Source organism: Acrocarpospora corrugata, from assembly GCF_009687845.1.
Classification (GTDB): domain Bacteria; phylum Actinomycetota; class Actinomycetes; order Streptosporangiales; family Streptosporangiaceae; genus Acrocarpospora; species Acrocarpospora corrugata.
On the sequence record NZ_BLAD01000043.1, the window covers coordinates 188,622 to 207,459 of the forward strand.

An 18,838-nucleotide genomic window follows, 5' to 3' on the forward strand; every position below is an offset into this window, starting at 1 on the left:
CGGGAAGCGGCGGGGAGCCCTGACCTACCCGCCGGTCGGCCCTGGACGCCCCGGCCTACCCGCCGGTCGGCCCTGGACGTCCTGACTATCGCCCGTCGGCCCTGGACGCTCCGGCCTATCCGCCCGTCGGCCCCGGACGCCCCGGACGCCCCGGCCTACCCGCCCGTCGGCCCTGGACGTCCTTACCTATCGCCGGTCGGTCCCTGGACGTCCTTACCTATCGCCGGTCGGTCCTTGGACGCACTGACCCAACCGCCCGCCCGCCACGGGACGCCCTGACCCACCCGTCCGCTGGCTCTGGGACTTCGGGCGGAGGAGATTGTGGCCATCGTGACGGATTGATCGCCCTATCCGGGGGACAATCACCTGAACTATGGACATTGACTACGCGGCCATCGAATCGACACGTGACGGCATCCGCGACCGCTACCTTCAGGAGCGGCGGCCGCCGAGCAGCGCGCGAGGGCTGCACCACTTCGCCCTGCTCTCCTCCGACGTCGAACGGACCATCCAGTTCTACCAAGAGCTACTGGAGTTCCCGCTAACCGAGATCTTCGAGAACCGGGACTACAAGGGCTCCAACCACTTCTTCTTCGACATCGGCAACGGCAACCTGCTCGCCTTCTTCGACTTCCCCGGCCTGGACCTCGGGCCGTACCAGGAGGTGCTCGGCGGGCTGCACCACATCGCGATCTCCATCCACCCCGTCAACTGGGAACGCCTCCGCGGCAAACTGGAAGCGGCAGGCGTGCCCTACGTCCTGGAAAGCGGCGCTTCGATCTACTTCCGCGACCCGGACGGAGCCCGGCTGGAACTCCTCGCCGACCCACTCGGCGAAATGTACGGCTCCCGCGTTCTCTGAGCCCGCGTCCTCTGAGTGGAGTTTTCTAGGCCCGCGTCCTCTGGGCCCGCGTTCTCTGTGCGTGAGTCTTCTGGACCCGCGTCCTCTAGGCCCGCGTCCTCTGAGCGCGAGTCTTCTGAATGGGAGTCTTCTGAGCGCGCTGCCCTCTGAGCCGGCGTTCTTTGAGTCAGCGGCGGGAGGCCCGGCGGGTCCTGGGTGCCCCGTCGCGGGGGACCGGAGCGTCGGTGGCGTGTCGTTCGGCGCGTTCGGCCTTCTGCTCGTTGATCGCCTGACGGAGCTGGTTGCGCAGGCGCTTCTTCCTGGCCTTGCGCGCCTGCCGTACCGCGGGGGTGAGCTTGGGCATGGGGGGCCTCCCATAGCTTGCGCCTCGGCGTGTCCCCCGGTCGCGCCCGATCCGTCGTGGATTCTTCCTATCCCAGTCACGGCCATACTTGAAGGCATGCGCCTCACTGAATTCTGGGATCGGATGAACACCCACTTCGGCGCGGGGTATGCGGATTCATGGGCGCGGGACTACGTCGTCGCCGAGCTGGGCGGCCGGACGGTCGAGCAGGCCCTGGCCGACGGCGTGGGCGCCAAACAGGTCTGGCGGGCCGTCTGCCAGACCGTGGACGTGGACGCGCGCCTGCGCTGAGGCCGCTGAGGTCGCGCCGAGGACTGCGGAGACTGCGCGGAGATCGCGGAGACTGCGCTGAGATCGTGGCGCGGGCCGGGTCAGGACTCGGCCAGCAGCTTCTTGATCGAGTCGGCGGTGAGGTCGAGGTCCTCGGCGCTCTCCTGGCCGTCGGGGGACCAGAGGAAGAGCCAGCCGTCTTTCGCGGGCGTGGCGAAGACGATCGTCTGCCTCCCGGTGTGCGGATGCCAGGCCCAGAGGACAGGATCTTCGCCCCCGAGCATGCGGCTCACGAGCCCGCGCTCCGGTAACTGCTCGGCCAGCGCCTCCAGATGGGTACGGCGTTGCCGGGCGTACGCGCTGGTGCTCGCCACGTCGCCACCTAGGGGTTCGCAGATCCTCGGCCGCGCGAACGGCCCGTTTCCTCAAGGATCGCTGCAGGTCAGTGGCATGGCAACAGCTCAGAGAGAATGCCCGGGAATGTGACTTTGAGGTTGGGGTGGCGGGTGGCATTCGTGGGTGTATGCGCGGGCTCCAGGAGAGTAACCTGCGTTCCGGGTGAGATCGAACAGTCGTTCGGCTATATTTGACCCGCCGCCTTGGTTACGTCGCCTCCAGCGTGAGGCTCCGGAAAATGTCGGCGGCACCCCGTAGCTTTCCGGTGACCGAGAAAACCACGACCCTCACAGGGGGCACCCCAATGGCAATCAACGACCGCGAGAAGGCCCTTGAGACCGCCCTCGCCCAGATCGAGCGGCAGTTCGGCAAGGGCTCCGTCATGCGCCTCGGCGATGATGTCCGCGCCCCCATAGAAGTGATCCCGACCGGCGCGATCGCGCTGGACGTCGCGCTCGGCATCGGCGGCTTCCCCCGCGGCCGGATCGTGGAGGTCTACGGCCCGGAATCCTCCGGCAAGACCACGGTCGCGCTGCACGCGGTGGCCAACGCCCAGCGCCAGGGCGGCATCGCCGCCTTCATCGACGCGGAACACGCGCTCGACCCCGAATACGCCAAGAAGCTCGGCGTCGACGTGGACGCGCTCCTGGTCTCCCAGCCGGACACCGGCGAGCAGGCCCTGGAGATCGCCGACATGCTGATCCGCTCCGGCGCGGTCGACGTCATCGTCATCGACTCGGTGGCCGCCCTGGTGCCGAAGGCCGAAATCGAGGGCGAGATGGGCGACAGCCACGTCGGCCTCCAGGCCCGCCTGATGTCCCAGGCCCTGCGCAAGGTGGCCGGCGCCCTGAACAACACCGGCACCACCGCGATCTTCATCAACCAGCTCCGCGAGAAGATCGGCGTGATGTTCGGCTCGCCCGAGACGACCACGGGAGGTAAGGCGCTGAAGTTCTACGCCTCGATCCGTCTCGACGTCCGCCGGATCGAAACCCTCAAGGACGGCACTGAGCCGGTCGGTAACCGCACCCGCGTGAAGGTCGTCAAGAACAAGATGGCGCCGCCCTTCCGCGTCGCCGACTTCGACATTCTCTACGGGTTCGGCATCTCCCGTGAGGGCGGCCTGATCGACATGGGCGTCGAGCACGGCTTCGTCCGCAAGGCCGGCGCCTGGTACACCTACGAGGGCGACCAGCTCGGCCAGGGCAAGGAGAACGCCCGCAACTACCTCAAGAACAACCCCGACGTCGCCAACGAGATCGAGAAGAAGATCAAGGAGAAGCTTGGCGTCGGCCCCCGCCTCGACGCCGCGCCCGCTGCCGCCGCCCCCGCGACCCCCGCCCCCGCCGCTGCCACGAGTCGCACCAAGTCCACCACCCCCAAGCCCGGCGACGTCTAGACCCCGGTTGCCCTCCGGCCGCACCCAGGCCGGAGGGCCATCCAGGAGCATCGCGGGGCCACCACGGCCAATGGCGCGATCGGTTGACCACGCTGCTCGGCGCGCGTGCATCCAGCGGCGCGATCGGTCGGCCACGCTGCTTGGCGAGGATGCACTCATAGATCGCCATCGGCACTTGGTCCCGCCATCACAGGCCACTCCAGGGGCTCGGCCGTGGTTCTCCCGCTCTGGAGCATGCGCTCGGATCTGACCTGGAACTTGGCGTCGGAGGCGCTGTGCAGGCAAATCGAACACTGAAGACATTGGGCGGAAGTCAGGTTGGGGGCGGTGCCGTGCGTGGGCCCGGTGCTCAGGGGATGGGGTCAGGTGGGTCCGGTATCCACGTTGCTCCTGGCGTTGAAGGTGTTGTTCCGTCACTGGGCAGCCGACGATGATGGGACCTGAGGCGGGCTGGGAGATGGGATCCGAGGCAGGCCGGCTGGGACCTGAAGCGGGTGCCGGTCGCCGGAAATCCAGGAGCGGAGACGACGAAGGCAGCCCGGAGGCCAAGGCGCGGGCCGTCTGCCTGAGGTTGCTGACCCTTGCGCCCAGGACTCGGGCGCAACTGGCTGAGGCGCTGCGCAAGCGCGAAGTTCCCGAAGACGTGGCCGAGGCCGTCCTGGAACGTTTCTCCGAAGTCGGGCTGATCGACGATGAGGCTTTCGCCGCCGCCTGGGTGAGCTCACGGCACGCGGGCCGCGGCCTGGCCCGCCGAGCCTTGGCCCAGGAGCTCCGGCATCGCGGCGTACCCGAGGACACCGTCAAGGACGCCGTCGAACAACTCGATCCGGACGAGGAAGTGGAAACCGCCCGCCGCCTGGTCGCCCGCAAACTCCCCGGCACCCGAAACGCCGACCCTCAGGCGCGAACCCGGAGGCTGGTCGGCATGCTGGCCCGCAAGGGCTACTCACCGTCCGTGGCCTTCCGCATCGTCCGCGAGGCCCTCGAACAAGAAGGCGTCGCCGACCTCGACGAGGCTGACGGTCACGCCGTCATCCAATCTGAGGATTGAGCACGGTCGGTTCGAACGCGTAGGCGTCGCCGACTTTGATGACACTGGCGGTCTCGCTGTCATCCGGTCTGAGGGTTGAGCGCGGTCGGTTCGAACGTGTAGGCGTCGCCGACTTTGATGACACTGGCGGTTGGGCCGTTGTCCGATCTGAGGGTTGAGCGCGATCGGCTTGCCCGCGTTGGCCAGGAGGACGTCTTGCTGGGCACGAGGCTCAGGTTCAGGCTGTTCACGGGGAGATCTGAGTCTGGCCCCCTGCGTGGCCGCTCGATCCTCACAGCGGGCCGTGGCGACCTGGGAAGAGTCCTGGGGGCGTTGAAGCTGACATCCATGATCCCGGTGATTGCCTCGTCTTCGGCGATCCTGATGAGGGCGACCGTGGCGGGTTCGAGGTCCGGAGTCTGGATCTTCGGCTTGGTTCGCGCGACATCGTCTTGCCCGCGTCGGCCGGGGCGTCCGTCTCATGGGCACAGCGCTCACTCATGGGCGCAGCACTCAGGGTTCAGGCACCTCTGTGGTGATCAGCCAGGAGATCTCGGCTGCTGCATGATACGGGCGCATCTCGTAGCTCAAGCTGTGTTTTCCCAAGTCTGGCGTTCGGGGCATTGGCCGAGTGCGGGGGTTGGGGATGGGGCGGTTGGGGGAGGTTTGTTATGAGGCGTGAGGGGTTGGAGTGGTTGGGGGTTTCGGGGTAGGGCTGTGGGTTGGGGGCTGGGGCTCCAGGGGTTGTGGGTTGTTGAGATGATCGAGGAAAAGTCGCTTGACAGAGCGTCTTTGCTTGCTCGTTACCTCTCTGACGCTTAATCTCGACCGCAGTGAGGAGTTACTCCGCGCAGCGCGGATTGCCATAACGGTGAACTACGGACCCTGACCGCTCTTGGGTGCGATATTTGCCCTGGTGACGCCATTGCGACGCCACCAGGCGTAGCCGTGCTGTGCGTGTGACCCCTTTGCCGGCTGACGCTAGGAGGGGTGGGCGCGCAATGGATATGACGATCGTGATCGTGCTGGCAGTGGCGGTGCTGCTGGCGGCGTTCGTAGCGATTGGCGCCCTCCTGGTCCTGTTGCTGCGCCGTACCGCTCCCAAGGAGACCGGGCCGACGGCCGAGCAGATCGCTCAGCTCAAGGCGGAGCTGACCGAGAAGGAGCTGGAGCAGGCGCGCAAGGACGCCGATGAGATCCGGGTGAAGGCCGAGGGTGAGGCCGGGGAGATCGTCCGCAAGTCTGAGGCGCTGGTGGAGAGTGCGGCGCTGATGCGGCGGGAGGTCGAGGAGGAGTCGCGGATCCTCAAGAACGAGCTGAAGGAGCTGCGCGCCGACCTGGAGCGCCGGGAGAACCGGCTGGGGGAGCGGGAGCAGCGGCTTGATGAGGAGGCGCGCCGGCAGTCCGAGCGGGCCAGGAAGCTGGCGGAGACCGAGACGGAGCTGGCGGACCGGCGGGTCGAGCTGGACCAGGTGGCGGAGAAGCGGCGGCAGATACTGGAGCGAGTCGCGGGGTTGACGGCCGAGCAGGCCAAGACCGAACTGGTCAAGGAGATCGAGAACCAGGCCAAGCGGGAGGCCGCGCTGATCGTCCGGGAGATCGAGGGTGACGCCCGGAAGGAAGGCGAGAAGCGGGCCTGCAAGATCGTGACGCTGGCGGTTCAGCGGGTGGCGACCGAGCAGACGGCCGAGTCCGTGGTGAGCGTGCTGCATCTGCCCGGGGACGAGATGAAGGGCCGGATCATCGGGCGGGAGGGCCGGAACATCCGGGCGTTCGAGTCGACCACCGGGGTCAACCTGATCATCGACGACACTCCCGAGGCGGTGCTTTTGTCATGTTTTGATCCGGTTCGCAGGGAGACCGCCAGGTTGACCCTGGAGAAGCTGGTGCTCGACGGCCGCATCCATCCGCAGCGCATCGAGGAGGCCTACGAGCGCAGCAAGGCCGAAGTGCAGGACCTGTGTGTCCGCGCCGGTGAGGACGCTCTGGTCGAGTTGGGTATCACCGACATGCATCCCGAACTGGTCACGCTGTTGGGGCAGCTGCGGTACCGCACGTCGTATGGGCAGAACGTGCTGAAGCACCTCATCGAGTCCGCGCACATCGCGGGGATCATGGCTTCGGAGCTGCGCCTCGATCGTAATCTGGTCAAGCGCTGCGCGCTGCTGCACGACATCGGCAAGGCGCTCACCCACGAGGTGGAGGGCAGCCACGCCCTGATCGGCGCCGAGATCGCCCGCCGGTACGGCGAGCACGAGGACGTCGTGCACGCCATCGAGGCCCACCACAACGAGGTCGAGGTCCGCACCGTCGAAGCCGTCCTCACCCAGGCCGCCGACGCGATCAGCGGCAGCCGCCCCGGCGCCCGCCGCGAATCCCTGGAGGCGTACGTCAAGCGGCTGGAGCGCCTGGAGGAGATCGCGCAGTCCTTCGAGGGCGTGGACAAGGTATTCGCCATGCAGGCCGGTCGGGAGATTCGGGTCATGGTCCGTCCCGACAACGTGGACGACATCCAAGCGCAGGTGATCGCCCGCGACGTGGCCAAGCAGGTCGAGGAGGAGCTCACCTACCCGGGCCAGATCCGCATTACGGTGGTCCGCGAATCCCGGGCCACGGAGTTCGCCCGCTAAGAACTCCCAACGGAATGAGCGAGCCGCCAGGCTGATGGCCGATATCCGGCGCCGTTCACGCAGGTGACGGTCCTCACCGCACCGGCGCCAAAGAGGCACGGCTCAATCTGTTAGTGGCTCCAGGCGCCCAGCGGTCCGCCCGCTAAGCGTGAGTGCTTCGGGTAGCAAATCGGCCCCAGCGGTTCCGCCAGTGCTTACGGCCGCTAAAGGGCAAGCCGCTGGCGGTCTGGTCAGTGTTCGGGGCGGAACAGTTGCTCGTAGAAGGCCAGTTCGGCGGCGAGGGCGGCGGTCTTGCTCTCCAGGCGGCGGAAGCCGTGGCTTTCGCCCTCGAACGATAGGTATGTGCAGGGGATGCCGCGTTCGGTCAGGGCGGCGGCGAAGGCCTCGGCCTGGGTGGGCGGGACGACGGGGTCGGCCAGGCCCTGCATCAGCAGCATGGGGCAGGAGACCTCGCCGGCCCGGGAGAGAGGCTCGCGGGAGGCGTACAGGGATTCTGAGCCGACGAGCCATTCGATGTAGCGGGATTCGAAGTCGTGGGTGGCCGCCACCAGGGGGGCCAGCGCGCTGACGCCCGCGATGGAGACGCCGCCGCAGAAGACGGTGGCGGCGGCGCAGGCGGCCATCACGGTCCAGCCGCCGGCGCTGGACCCGCGCACGGTGATCCGCGCCGGGTCGGCGTGGCCGGCGGCGGCCAGCCACTGGGCGGCCGCGACGGTGTCCTCCACGTCGACGATGCCCCACTGGCCGCGCAGGCGCTCGCGGTAGGCGCGCCCGTAGCCGGTCGAACCGCCGTAGTTGACCTCAAGCACGCCGATGCCCCGGGTGGTGAAAAACGCCTTCTCCAGGCTGAGTTCGGTGGTGGCGTGACCGGTCGGGCCGCCGTGGACGAAGACCACATAAGGCGCGGGTTCCGGGGTGTTCGGCGGATAACGGTAGGCGTGGATCCGGCGCCCGAAACTGCCCTCGATCTCGACGGCGTGCGGAACCGGCAGGTAGGCGATGTCGGGCAGTTCGGCGATGTCACGGCGCAGACCCTCGACCCGGCCGGTGACGACGTCCACCCGCACCACCGAGCGGGGCACGTCGGAGCCGTAGCCGATGCCCACCAGGGTGGTGCCGTCGGCGCTCAGCGCGGGCGCCCAGCCGGTGTAGGGCACGTCCAGGTCGATCAGCGTGCTCGTCTCCGGGTCCAGGATGCCCAGGCGCAGGTCCCCCTGCCCGTGCAGGACCGCCAGGCGGCCGTCTCCGAGCATCAGGTACGGCAACCCGCCCAACTCCCACAGCGGCCCGGCGAACTCCTCCTCGGCGGGATACAGCGCCTGCGAGGACGTCCCGAAGATCCCGATCTGATAGAGGTTCCACCAGCCGGACCAGTCCGACACGAGGTAGAGGTTCCGGTTGTCCCGCCACTGCGGCGAGAGGACGGATTCGCTCATCCCGCCCTTGACCGTCCACGAACTCCGGTCCTCCAGCCGGGTGATCCGCAGCTCGGTCCCCGTCCACGGCATCCGCGGGTGGTTCCAGCAGATGTACGCCAGATGCTCCCCATCCGGCGACAGGGCCGGGGAGGCGTAGAAGTCGCTGCCGGAGATCACCTCGATGACTTCGCCGTCCAGCGTCACCGAGACGAGGCCGCGGGACACCTTCCCGTCGTCGTGGTGGCGTTCGCGCACGCACCAGAGGACGCCGTCGCCCCACAGCAGGTCGCCGTACCGGTCTTCGGAGGCGGCGGTCACCGGCCGGGGCGGGCCGCCGTCGGTCAGGTAGAGCCGCTGGTCGGCATGGTTGGCGAAGATGACGCCGACGCCGGGGACGACCACGTAGGACCGGCCGCCGTACTCGTGCACCCGGGTACGGGCGTCCCAGGGCGCGTCGAGGAGTTCGCGGCGGCTGCCGTCGGCGGCGCGGTGGACGATCGTCCGGCGGCCCGCCTCGGCCGGGCGGTCCTCCTCCCACCAGACCTCGTCGCCGCGCACGGTGGGGAAGCCGAGGCGCAGAGCCGACCTGGCCACGTCGGCGGTGGAGATCGGCGGTCGCTCGGGGGGCATGACGGCATCCTGCCGGAAAAGCGGTCGGCCGGTTATCCCTTTTCGAGGATGGGCGGCGACAGGTACCGGGTGGCCAGGAGCCCCAGGTAGTCGATCAAGGCCCGATGCCAGGACCCGTCCTCGTACATCTGCCGGAGCGCCTCCTCCACGTCGTCCCGCAGCCCGATCGCGTTCGGCGCGACGCGAATGCCGTACCGCACCTCGGCCAGTTCGCGGCCGAGGAGGCGGAAGCGGCCGGGGTACTGCGCGGAGAGGCCGGCCAGCACCGGGGCGTCGGCGATGATCGCGTCGATCCGCCGGTCGGCCAGCAGCGGTGCGCAGGCGGCGGGCACGTTCGCCTCGGCGGCGAAGACGTTCCGCCAGGCCGTGCCGAAGCGTTCGACCAGCGGGGCGATGTCGGCGCGGGTGCCGCAGACCCGGGCCGACTTGAGGTTCCGGATGGTGCGCAGTTCCGGCGCCCGGACCAGCAGGTCCTTGGTGGTGACCAGGTACGGCCCGGCGTAGCGGCCGGCCACCGCGCCGAGGGAGAGGTCGGCTTCGCCCGCGTCGAAGGTGTACCGGATCTGGTCGTCCCGGTACCCGAGTTCGCGCGCGACATAGTGCGCCACGGCGATGTCGAAGCCGGCCCAGCCGCCGCCGGGCAGTTTGTCCACCAGCCCCGGCTGTCCCGCACGCACCCCGATCACAAGGCTGCCGCCACCACATCCCGTGAGGAAAACAGCCGCCATACCCAGCATCACGACGCGCCACACCCGATCAGGATCAGATCAGGCGCGCCTCAAGCGCCGCAATGACACGTCAAACCTTGTCCTGCGCCGCCGTCACGGAGCCGCCGCGACCGTCATCGAGTCGGGCGGCGCGACCGGTTTCGCGGTGGTCTTGCGGCTCCGCCGGCTGCGCTTCTCCAGCCAGCCGGCGACCAGGCCGACCGCCACGTTGATCAGGATGTAGATGATCGCCATCACGATCACCGACGGGATCAGGTTGCGGAAGTTGGCGGGCAGGATCCGCGCCCCGGCGTTCAGCAGGTCCTCGTACGCGACGATGAAGCCGAGCGCGGTGTCCTTGAGCAGCACCACCAGCTGGCTGACGATGGCCGGCATCATCACGGTGACCGCCTGCGGCAGCAGGATGAGCCGCATCGCCTGGCTCTTGCGCAGGCCGATGGCGAGCGCGGCCTCGGTCTGCCCGCGCGGCAGCGACGAGATGCCCGCCCTGACGATCTCGGCCAGCACCGAGCCGTTGTACATGACCAGGCCGAAGACCACGGCGCTGAAGGAGGTGACGGTCAGGCCGAAGACGGCGCTGCCGCCGTACTGGGCGAAGAAGATCATGATGAGCAGCGGGATGGCCCGGAAGAACTCGACCACGGCCGCGGCCGGGAGGCGGATCCAGGCCTGCTCGGACAGCCGGGCGATGCCGAACACGAACCCGAACGGCACCGCGATCAGCGCGGCTGTCGCGGCGGCGCTGAGGGTGTTCCACAGTCCGGGCAGGATCAGGTTGATCCAGACGTCCGCCCGGAGGAACGGCTCCCACAACGCCGCATCAAACTGGCCTTTTTCGTCAAATTTCCGAAACGCCAGGTATGCGAGGACGACCAGGACGACCGCGAACACCACGGTGAGCACCAGGTTGCGCCGCCGCCCGCGTGGCCCCGGCGCGTCGTAGAGCACGCTGGCCCTCATCGTGCCACCGCCAGCCGCTTGGCCAGCCAGCCGAACAGCAGCCCGACCGGCAGGGTGAGCACCAGGAAGCCGAGCGCGAACCCGAGGAAGATCGGGACCACCGCCTCCTGATGCTGCTCGAACAGGGATTTCATGGTGAGCGAGGCCTCCGCGACGCCGATCGCGGCGGCGATCGTGGTGTTCTTGATCAGCGCGATCAGCACGCTGCCCAGCGGCGCGATCACCGCCCGGAAGGCCTGCGGGAGCACGATGTGCCGCAGGTTCTGGAGGAAGGTCAGCCCGAGCGCGCGGGCGGCCTCCGCCTGCCCGATCGGGACCGTGTTGATCCCCGACCGGATGGCCTCGCAGACGAAGGCCGCCGTGTACAGCGACAGGCCGATGATGGACAGCCAGAGGTAGTTGGTGGACAGGCTGTCGGAGAACGAGACGTCCAGGACCAGCCCGAGCCCCAGCCCGCAGAACACGATCACCAGCGTGAGCGGCGTGTTCCGCAGCGCGTTGACGTACGCGGCGGCCACGGTGCGGAGCACGGCCAGCGGGCTCACCCGCATGGCGGCCAGCACCGTGCCCAGCACCAGGGCGGCCACGGCGGTGGCCAGCGTGAGCCGTACGGTCAGCCAGAACGCGCCCAGGATGACCGGCAGCTCTTCGAGGAGAGCGGACACCGCCTACCTACCTCCGCCAGAGACGATCGATCAGTACCGCTCCAGCGCCGGCGGCGTGGCGAAGAACTGGCCGAACTCACCGAAGTTGGCGTCCACGTACTTCTTCCACGAGCCGTCCTGGAACATCTTCTCGATCGCGGTGTTGATCTTGTCGCGGGTTTCCTTGTCGTCCTTCTTCAGGCCGATGCCGTACTTCTCCTCGGAGAAGGGCTGGCCGACCAGGCGGAACTTGCCGGGGGACTGGGCGGCGAAGCCGGCCAGGATGGTGGCGTCGGTGGAGATCGCGTCGACCTGGCTCTGCTCCAGCAGCGGCAGGCAGGCGCCGTAGCCCTGCTGCTCGGTCAGGTACTGGCCCTTCCACGGCTCGCCGAACTTCTCCACCAGCCGCGCGGGCGACGAGGAACCCTGCGCGCCGCAGACCTTCTTGGTGGCGAGCGAGTCCACGTTGGCGATCGCGCTGTCGCCGGCCCGGGTGAGGATGTCCTGCCCGGTGATCAGGTAAGGACCGGCGAAGGAGATGACTTCCTTCCGGGCGTCGGTGATCGAGTAGGTGGCGACCACCATGTCGACCTGGCCCTGCTGGATGAACGGCTCCCGGTTCGCGGAGACGGTCTCCTTGAACTCGATCTGGTCGTCGCTGTAGCCGAGCTCCTTCGCGACATACTTGGCCACATCCACGTCGAAGCCCTTGACCGAGCCGTCGGTCTGCTTCAAGCCGAGGCCGGGCTGGTCGAACTTGACGCCGATGACAAATTTGTCGTCACCGCCACAGGCGGCAAGGCTTGTGGCCAGGGCCGCCGCGGCCAGCAGAACGGCTCCGATTCGGCGTACGCGCATAACTGCCACCTTTTCTTCCAATTCGCTGAGCCGGGTCTCGGCTCGGGGAGATTGTGCGATTAGTGCGTAAGGATCTTGCTGAGGAAGTCCCGGGCGCGGTCGGTGCTCGGGTTCGTGAAGAACTCGTCGGGGGCGGCCTGCTCGATGATCTGGCCGTCGGACATGAACACGACGCGGTTGGCGGCCCGGCGGGCGAAGCCCATCTCGTGGGTGACCACCAGCATGGTCATCCCGTCCCGGGCCAGGGAGATCATGACGTCCAGCACCTCCTGGACCATTTCCGGGTCCAGGGCGGAGGTGGGCTCGTCGAACAGGATCATCTTGGGGTCCATGGCCAGCGCGCGGGCGATCGCCACCCGCTGCTGCTGGCCGCCGGAGAGCTGGGCGGGGTACTTGGCCGCCTGGGAGGCGATTCCGACGCGTTCGAGGAGTTCCATCCCGCGCTGCTCGGCCTGACCGCGGGCGATCTTGCGCACCTTGGTCGGGCCGAGGGTGACGTTCTCCAGGATGGTCTTGTGGGCGAACAGGTTGAACTGCTGGAACACCATGCCGACCTCGGAGCGGAGCCGGGCCAGCGCCCGCCCCTCCACCGCGAGGGAGTGCCCGTCGAAGGTGATGGCGCCGGAATCGATCGTCTCCAGCCGGTTGATGACGCGGCAGAGCGTCGACTTCCCGCCGCCGGACGGCCCGATGACCACGACGACCTCACCGCGGGTCACATCGAGGTCGATGTCTCTCAGCACGTGCAGCGCGCCGAAGTGCTTGTTTACCTTCTCCAAGTTGACAAGTGAAGTCGATCTGTCGGCCTCCGTCATGGTCAACCAAAGTAAGGGGGTCTCACAACCAAGTCACTAACCAGCCGGTACCGATCCCATCACGGCTTTTCCCGGGATAGTCCTGGTCGGTGGCCCATGACCGCTGGGACAAGCCTCCGATTCAGTGGCGGCATGACTGATTCCTTCCGGCGATTCGTCGCCGCCGGGTCGCTGCTGGCCTGGCCCGTGCTGCTCCTGCTCGCCTTCCTGACCTCCCCGCCGGGGACCGACCACGACCCGGCCCTCTACCTGGCCAATCAGACCAAGGTGCAGGTCAGCGCCGTCTTCTTCCACTGGGCCACGATCGCCATGATCCCGGGCATGCTGGCGCTGGCCGGGCTGCTGCGGGAGCGCGCGCCCCGGCTGGCCAACCTGGGCGCGGCGGTCGGGATGATCGGCTCCGCCAGCGCGGTGAACCTGTTCATGACCGACTTCTACGACCTGGCGCTGGCCCGCACCCTGCCCGCCGATCAGGCCGTGGCCGTCACCGCCGCCGCGAGCGACATGCCGGGCTTCGTGTACGCGATCCTGTTCCCCGCGTTCCTGTCCCATCTGGGGGCGCTGATCCTGACCATCTCGCTGGCCGCGACCCGGGTCGGGCCGTGGTGGCTGCCGGTGCTGGTGATCGTCGGCATCCTCATCCCGTTCCTCACCGCCGACCAGCCGCCCGCCGTCCAGTCCACCGGCGCCCTCTGCCAGCTCATCGGGTACGGCTGGGCCGCGTTGCGCACCCTCAGAACCCCGATTCGCGCGCGCGACTGACCGCGCTCGACCGATCCGCCACATGCAGCTTGGCGAAGATGTTGGAGACGTGGTTGCGCACCGTCTTGTGGCTCAGCGCCAGCCGCTCCGCGATCTGCGGGTTGGTCAGGTGGGAGGTCATCATCCCGAGGATCTCCCGCTCCCGCGGCGTGAGCTGCGGCAGACTGTGCTCCCGCTTCGCCAGGCCGGAGAAGTAGGCGATCAGCCGGTTCGCGATGGCCGGGCCGAACACGGCGTCACCCGCGGCCACCGCCCGGATGGCCCGGGACAGTTCGACCCGGCGGGCGCCCTTGACCACGAAGCCGCGCGCCCCCGCCCGCAGCGCCGCGAACACCGACTCGTCGTCGTCGGACATGCTCAGCACCAGCACCCGGACGTGCGGGTGGTCCCGCAGGATGCGCTCGGTGGCCGCCACGCCCCCCATGCCCGGCATGCTCAGATCCATCAGCACGACATCCGGCTGGAGCTGGGTGATCATCGCCAGCGCCTGCTCGCCGGTGGCGACCTGATCGGCCACGGTCATGCCGTCCAGCGGCGAGAGCAGCGCGACGAGCCCCGCCCGGAACGACGGATGGTCGTCAACGATCAAGATCTTGATGGGTTCCATGGTTTTCCCCTTTGGGCCGGGAGTATCGCGAGCACACGTGTGCCGCCCTCCCGGCATGGTTCGATCGTGCACCATCCACCGAGTTCGGCGGCACGGTCTCGCATCGAAACGGTGCCGACTCCGGCTTTCCCGTCGGGTCCGCGGCCATTGTCGGTCACTTCCACGGTGAGCGCGCCGCCGTCCGCCGCCAGGCGCAGCCGGGCCTCGGACGCCCGAGCGTGCCTGCGGACGTTGGTCAGCGCCTCGATCGCGATGTGATAGGCGGCGACTTCGGTCGCGGCGGGCAGTTCGGGCAGCTCCGCCGGGATTTCCAGCCGGATGGCCGGTTCGCCCGGCAGGCCGGCGACGTGCGACGACAGCGCCCGCAGCAGCCCGAGCGAGTCCAGCGCCGGCGGCCGCAGCCCGTCGATCAGCGCCCGCACGTCGGCCATCGCCGCCGCCGCGTCCCCGATGATCTCCTCCAGCATCTCCCGGGCCGGGCCGGCCCCCACCAGGTCCTGTACGGCTTCCGCCCGCATCGTCAACGCCGCGAGCGTCGGGCCGAGCCCGTCGTGGAGATCGTTGCGGATCCGGCGCCTTTCCTCCTCGCGGGCCAGCACCAGGCGTTCCCGGGAACGTCGCAGATCCGCCGACAGGCGAACCGCGTGGACGGCGATTCCCATCCGCCTGGCCAGGTCGGCGAGGACCCGGCGGTCCTTCTCGCCCAGGTCGCGTTCCCCCGGGCGGGGCGCCAGCACGAGCCTGCCGACCTGCTCGTTCTGGTAGGTCAGCGGGACTGCGATGCGGCCGGGGGCGGGGTCGCCGTCTTCGTCGAGTTCGATCGCCGCGTACGGGAGTTTGAGCGCCTCCGCCACCGAGCCGGCGGCCGTGGCCAGGACGGCGCCCGGTTCCGCGCTCTCCTCCAGGCGGCGGCCGAGCAGGGCCAGGGCGGCGTAGGGGTCGTCGCGCCTGCCGTACATGAGGAGGTTGACGGCGCGCTGGACGCGGGCCCGCAGTGGCGCGAAGACGACGGCGACCAGGCCGGCGGCGGCGATCGACAGCGGGAGACCGTCGACGGCGTGGAAGACCGCGCCCAGGTAGCCCACCACGAGCACGTAGCCGCCGGTGACGAAACCGGACAGGACGCCGTAGACGAGGGTGCGGTTGATCACCAGGTCGATGTCGAACAGGCCGTACCTGAGCACGGCCACGCTGATGGCGGCCAGCACGAGGGTCATCGCGGCGGCGCCGGCGAGTTCCCAGAACGGGCTCCGCACCGGCCAGGGGATGTCCGGGATGTCGTCGCGCAGGCCCGCGACCAGGCGTGCGATCACGATCAGGCCGGCCAGGCTGACGGCGTAGACCAGCCGCTGGACCTGGGCGCGTTCCGGGCCGCGGGCGTGGCGGGCGCGCAGGGCCAGGCTGATGGAGCCGGCGATGAACAGGGCGCCGGCGAAGATCGGGAAACCGAGGTCGGCGAACTGGGTGGCGCCGTCCAGGGCGGGGACGCCGAGGGGGTTGGCCACGGCGGTGCCGTACCCCGCCTGGTCGTTCGGGCCGGGGCGCAGGGCGCTCACGATCGCGGTGAGGACGGCGGCCACGGCCGCGAGCCAGATGATCGGGCGCCAGCGGGAGGAGGGCAGGCGGCCGGTGGGGAAGAACAGGGGAATCGCGGCGATGGCGAGGTTCGCCGGGATCCACAGCCAGGTCTGCGGCCAGGCGAACGCCGTCGCGTCCCGGTCGTACAGGGCGAACTGGCCGCAGGCGTCCAGGAGGGCGAACGACAGGCCGGTGGTGGCCAGCAGCAGGCCGATCACGTTGCCTGGGCGGCGCACGTTGATCAGGCCGCCGACGATCACGGCGGCCGCGACGAAGACCAGATGGCTCTGCTGGAACAGGTCGAACCCGTTCCATTCGCCCAGCACGACGGCCGCGGCGACGAGCAGCAGGCTCGCCACGCAGACAACCCAGGCCGCGGATCGCACCTGACCTCCCGGAATACAGGTCCAGGTCACAGGGTATCGGCGGATTTGCCCAAGCAGATGGGACATTGTCCCGGGCGTCTGGGGGTCTCTGGAGCGCTTAGGCTTGGTCGTTGAGATGACTGCCACGACTCAGGAGAGCACCAGGACGTACGAGGTACGGACCTATGGGTGCCAGATGAACGTCCACGACTCCGAGCGCCTGTCCGGGCTGCTGGAGGACGCGGGATACGTGCGCGCCCCCGAGGGGCAGCCCGCCGACGTCGTCGTGTTCAACACCTGTGCGGTGCGGGAGAACGCCGACAACCGGCTCTACGGCAACCTGGGGCACCTGCGGCCGCGGAAGATCAGCGATCCCGGCATGCAGATCGCGGTGGGCGGCTGTCTGGCGCAGAAGGACCAGGGCGAGATCGTCCGGCGCGCGCCGTGGGTCGACGTCGTCTTCGGGACCCACAACATCGGGTCGCTGCCGGTGCTGCTGGAGCGGGCCCGGATCGCGGAAGAGGCCCAGGTCGAGATCAAGGACTCGCTGGAGACCTTCCCGTCGACGCTGCCGACCAAGCGCGAGTCGGCGTACGCGGCGTGGGTGGCCATCTCGGTCGGGTGCAACAACACCTGCACGTTCTGCATCGTGCCCGCGCTGCGGGGCAAGGAGAAGGACCGCCGCCCCGGCGACATCCTCAACGAGATCCGCACCCTGGTCGACCAGGGCGTGCTGGAGATCACCCTGCTCGGCCAGAACGTCAACACCTACGGCGTCGAGTTCGGCGACCGGCTCGCCTTCGGCAAACTGCTGCGCTCCTGCGGCTCCGTCGACGGGCTGGAGCGGGTCCGGTTCACCTCGCCGCATCCGGCGGCCTTCACCGACGACGTCATCGCCGCGATGGCCGAGACGCCGAACGTCATGCATCAGCTGCACATGCCGCTGCAGTCCGGTTCCGATCGGGTGCTGAAGGCGATGCGCCGCTCGTACCGGGCTGACCGCTACCTGGGCATCATCGATCGCGTCCGCGCGGCGATGCCCGACGCCGCCATCTCGACCGACATCATCGTCGGCTTCCCCGGCGAAACCGAGGAAGACTTCCAGGGCACGCTCGACGTGGTCCGCGCCGCCCGCTTCGCCAACGCCTTCACCTTCCAGTACTCGATCCGCCCCGGCACCCCCGCCGCGACCATGCCGGACCAGATCCCCAAGGCCGTCGTCCAGGAGCGGTACGAGCGCCTCGTCGCCGTCCAGGAAGAGATCGCCTGGGCAGAGAACAAGGCTCAGGTCGGCAAGGTCCTCGAAGTCCTCATCGCCGAAGGCGAAGGCCGCAAGGACGGCGCCACCCACCGCCTCTCCGGCCGCGCCCCCGACAACCGCCTCGTCCACCTGACCCCCGCCGACGCCCGCCCCGGCGACATGGCCACCGTCGAGGTCACCTACGCCGCCCCCCACCACCTGGTCGCCGACAAACTCCACTCCGTCCGCCGCACCCGCGCCGGCGACGCCTGGGAATCCCGCCAATCCCAGCCCTCCGGCCCCGCCTCGGTGAACCTCGGCATGCCCACCATCGGCCGCCCCCCGACCACCCCCGAACCACTCGCCTGCTCCTAGCGTTCTCGGTCAGGTAAACGTGGAGTGCCTTGGCCGGTCGCTCCGGGGCCTCGGACCGCTCGCCTGCTCTTAGGACTCGCAGAGAATTAACTTGCGCGCTCACAAAGGGTTTGTCGAGGTCGGAGACTTGTGAACCTACGGGTTAATTTCCTGCGAGCCCTTAGAACCACTAAACAGAATGGCCGCGCCTTCTTGGCGCCGGCGCGGTGAGAAGCATCACCTGCGTTAACGGCGCCGGATAACGGCGACCGACCCGGCAACTCGCCTATTTCGTTAGGAGTTAATAGAGAGACATCAGCGCCGGCAACGCCAGCGCTGCTGTCTCGCTAGCTGAGCCGCTGGTAGCTGCTGGAATTCCTGACGCCGGGCCTTTTACTTGGCGTCGGTGGCGAGGAGCGTCGCGTGCGTGAAGGCGCCGGATATCGGCGAGTAACACGGTGGTTGGCTCGTTTGCTGGTGCTGTGAGCAGCTGTTCCCCATGGTGGCTCGCTGTCCGCGTGTCCCTAACGACTTCCTAAGGGCTCCCAGGCCCCATCGGACACTCGGCCGATGTCTCTTCGATACCCGAGGGTTGACCTCTATTGGCCCGGTTGGGCAGCTTGCCCACTTCTGGCGTCTCTGGGTGGGGTTGGCCTTTGTCGAGTAGTGGCGCTACTCGATTTGTGGCCAACCCCTGCCGTCATTGTCTGGGGGTGCCGGGTGAGGGTGCGTGAGACGGGGGAGAGGGCGTCGCTGTTGTTGCGCAGCGGGACATGTCCGGCGCGTTCCGTCAGTTCGGCACTACGGTGGGCTGGGTCGCGACCAGGGTGCCGGTCATTACTGGCCGGTGATGTTGTGGAGGATTTCGTAGCAATAGGCGCGGCGGATGTCGTGGAAGGTGGCGCAAGGGTGGGGGATTCTTCGTGCTGCTGGGGTGTGGGGTTTGGTG

The 18,838-nt window shown here is 68.6% G+C and carries 17 protein-coding genes; 7 read left to right on the forward strand and 10 right to left on the reverse strand.

The genetic code is table 11. From position 1 onward, the window contains the following. Window positions 1-373 precede the first annotated feature (373 nt). Window positions 374-862 (forward strand): VOC family protein, encoded by a 489-nt coding sequence (locus Acor_RS11440; RefSeq protein WP_155336566.1) that lies wholly within the window; start codon window positions 374-376, stop codon window positions 860-862. 166 nt (window positions 863-1,028) lie between these two features. Here Acor_RS11440 and Acor_RS11445 read toward each other — a convergent pair whose 3' ends face one another. After that, window positions 1,029-1,205, reverse strand: coding sequence for a hypothetical protein (locus Acor_RS11445; protein WP_155336567.1), 177 nt, complete (start codon window positions 1,203-1,205; stop codon window positions 1,029-1,031). A 96-nt stretch (window positions 1,206-1,301) separates the two neighbouring features. Here Acor_RS11445 and Acor_RS11450 point away from each other — a divergent pair, with 96 nt between their 5' ends. After that, window positions 1,302-1,496 (forward strand): DUF3046 domain-containing protein, encoded by a 195-nt coding sequence (locus tag Acor_RS11450; protein ID WP_155336568.1) that lies wholly within the window; start codon window positions 1,302-1,304, stop codon window positions 1,494-1,496. 80 nt (window positions 1,497-1,576) lie between these two features. Here Acor_RS11450 and Acor_RS11455 read toward each other — a convergent pair whose 3' ends face one another. Beyond that, window positions 1,577-1,849 carry a hypothetical protein gene (locus Acor_RS11455; protein ID WP_155336569.1) on the reverse strand — a complete coding sequence of 91 codons (273 nt, stop codon included), beginning with the start codon at window positions 1,847-1,849 and terminating at the stop codon, window positions 1,577-1,579. A gap of 326 nt (window positions 1,850-2,175) precedes the next feature. Here Acor_RS11455 and recA point away from each other — a divergent pair, with 326 nt between their 5' ends. The 3 genes from recA (at window position 2,176) to rny (ending at window position 6,930) form a co-directional block, all read left to right on the forward strand. Then, window positions 2,176-3,270: a recombinase RecA gene (recA, locus tag Acor_RS11460; protein WP_155336570.1), complete on the forward strand. Its 1,095-nt coding sequence runs from the start codon at window positions 2,176-2,178 to the stop codon at window positions 3,268-3,270. Window positions 3,271-3,700: 430 nt separating this feature from the next. After that, window positions 3,701-4,321: a regulatory protein RecX gene (locus Acor_RS11465; protein WP_155336571.1), complete on the forward strand. Its 621-nt coding sequence runs from the start codon at window positions 3,701-3,703 to the stop codon at window positions 4,319-4,321. A 980-nt stretch (window positions 4,322-5,301) separates the two neighbouring features. Continuing rightward, a complete protein-coding gene (rny, locus tag Acor_RS11470; protein WP_422664798.1) occupies window positions 5,302-6,930 on the forward strand; it encodes a ribonuclease Y in 1,629 nt (542 codons plus the stop codon). A 230-nt stretch (window positions 6,931-7,160) separates the two neighbouring features. On the opposite strand, the gene Acor_RS11475 is transcribed toward rny, so the two are convergent. The 6 genes from Acor_RS11475 to Acor_RS11500 all read right to left on the reverse strand — a co-directional run bounded on the left by Acor_RS11475 (window position 7,161) and on the right by Acor_RS11500 (window position 12,983). Then, window positions 7,161-8,978 carry a S9 family peptidase gene (locus Acor_RS11475; RefSeq protein WP_155336573.1) on the reverse strand — a complete coding sequence of 606 codons (1,818 nt, stop codon included), beginning with the start codon at window positions 8,976-8,978 and terminating at the stop codon, window positions 7,161-7,163. Between the two features lie 32 nt (window positions 8,979-9,010). Further along, entirely contained in the window at window positions 9,011-9,730 is a 720-nt protein-coding gene (locus Acor_RS11480) for a type 2 periplasmic-binding domain-containing protein (RefSeq protein ID WP_155336574.1), read from the reverse strand. A gap of 69 nt (window positions 9,731-9,799) precedes the next feature. Beyond that, on the reverse strand, window positions 9,800-10,666 hold the full coding sequence (locus Acor_RS11485) for an amino acid ABC transporter permease (RefSeq protein WP_155336575.1): 867 nt from the start codon (window positions 10,664-10,666) through the stop codon (window positions 9,800-9,802). After that, window positions 10,663-11,331: an amino acid ABC transporter permease gene (locus tag Acor_RS11490; RefSeq protein WP_155336576.1), complete on the reverse strand. Its 669-nt coding sequence runs from the start codon at window positions 11,329-11,331 to the stop codon at window positions 10,663-10,665. The genes Acor_RS11485 and Acor_RS11490 overlap by 4 nt, the downstream gene beginning before the upstream one ends. Before the next feature lie 30 nt (window positions 11,332-11,361). After that, on the reverse strand, window positions 11,362-12,168 hold the full coding sequence (locus tag Acor_RS11495; protein WP_155336577.1) for a glutamate ABC transporter substrate-binding protein: 807 nt from the start codon (window positions 12,166-12,168) through the stop codon (window positions 11,362-11,364). 59 nt (window positions 12,169-12,227) lie between these two features. Then, window positions 12,228-12,983, reverse strand: a complete 756-nt coding sequence (locus Acor_RS11500; protein ID WP_155336578.1) for an amino acid ABC transporter ATP-binding protein — start codon at window positions 12,981-12,983, stop codon at window positions 12,228-12,230. Window positions 12,984-13,115: 132 nt separating this feature from the next. On the opposite strand from Acor_RS11500, the gene Acor_RS11505 reads away from it, so the two are divergent. Continuing rightward, a complete protein-coding gene (locus Acor_RS11505) occupies window positions 13,116-13,745 on the forward strand; it encodes a hypothetical protein (protein ID WP_155336579.1) in 630 nt (209 codons plus the stop codon). On the opposite strand, the gene Acor_RS11510 is transcribed toward Acor_RS11505, so the two are convergent. Next, window positions 13,717-14,352 (reverse strand): response regulator transcription factor, encoded by a 636-nt coding sequence (locus Acor_RS11510; RefSeq protein WP_174876132.1) that lies wholly within the window; start codon window positions 14,350-14,352, stop codon window positions 13,717-13,719. The genes Acor_RS11505 and Acor_RS11510 overlap by 29 nt on opposite strands. After that, the gene (locus Acor_RS11515) at window positions 14,331-16,316 is read right to left on the reverse strand and encodes a sensor histidine kinase (protein ID WP_155336580.1); all 1,986 of its coding nucleotides are present in this window, start codon (window positions 16,314-16,316) and stop codon (window positions 14,331-14,333) included. The genes Acor_RS11510 and Acor_RS11515 overlap by 22 nt, the downstream gene beginning before the upstream one ends. 115 nt (window positions 16,317-16,431) lie before the next feature. Here Acor_RS11515 and miaB point away from each other — a divergent pair, with 115 nt between their 5' ends. Continuing rightward, window positions 16,432-17,910: a tRNA (N6-isopentenyl adenosine(37)-C2)-methylthiotransferase MiaB gene (gene miaB / locus Acor_RS11520; protein WP_155336581.1), complete on the forward strand. Its 1,479-nt coding sequence runs from the start codon at window positions 16,432-16,434 to the stop codon at window positions 17,908-17,910. Window positions 17,911-18,838 lie beyond the last annotated feature (928 nt).

Bases quoted from the DNA above. Each gene is read 5' to 3' on its own strand.
- Acor_RS11450 (WP_155336568.1), top strand. From the start codon at position 1,302: ATGCGCCTCACTGAATTCTGGGATCGGATGAACACCCACTTCGGCGCG.
- miaB (WP_155336581.1), top strand. From the start codon at position 16,432: ATGACTGCCACGACTCAGGAGAGCACCAGGACGTACGAGGTACGGACC.
- Acor_RS11465 (WP_155336571.1), top strand. From the start codon at position 3,701: ATGATGGGACCTGAGGCGGGCTGGGAGATGGGATCCGAGGCAGGCCGG.
- Acor_RS11475 (WP_155336573.1), bottom strand. From the start codon at position 8,978: ATGCCCCCCGAGCGACCGCCGATCTCCACCGCCGACGTGGCCAGGTCG.
- Acor_RS11510 (WP_174876132.1), bottom strand. From the start codon at position 14,352: ATGGAACCCATCAAGATCTTGATCGTTGACGACCATCCGTCGTTCCGG.
- Acor_RS11495 (WP_155336577.1), bottom strand. From the start codon at position 12,168: ATGCGCGTACGCCGAATCGGAGCCGTTCTGCTGGCCGCGGCGGCCCTG.
- Acor_RS11500 (WP_155336578.1), bottom strand. From the start codon at position 12,983: ATGACGGAGGCCGACAGATCGACTTCACTTGTCAACTTGGAGAAGGTA.
- Acor_RS11440 (WP_155336566.1), top strand. From the start codon at position 374: ATGGACATTGACTACGCGGCCATCGAATCGACACGTGACGGCATCCGC.
- Acor_RS11505 (WP_155336579.1), top strand. From the start codon at position 13,116: ATGACTGATTCCTTCCGGCGATTCGTCGCCGCCGGGTCGCTGCTGGCC.
- recA (WP_155336570.1), top strand. From the start codon at position 2,176: ATGGCAATCAACGACCGCGAGAAGGCCCTTGAGACCGCCCTCGCCCAG.
- Acor_RS11485 (WP_155336575.1), bottom strand. From the start codon at position 10,666: ATGAGGGCCAGCGTGCTCTACGACGCGCCGGGGCCACGCGGGCGGCGG.
- rny (WP_422664798.1), top strand. From the start codon at position 5,302: ATGGATATGACGATCGTGATCGTGCTGGCAGTGGCGGTGCTGCTGGCG.
- Acor_RS11445 (WP_155336567.1), bottom strand. From the start codon at position 1,205: ATGCCCAAGCTCACCCCCGCGGTACGGCAGGCGCGCAAGGCCAGGAAG.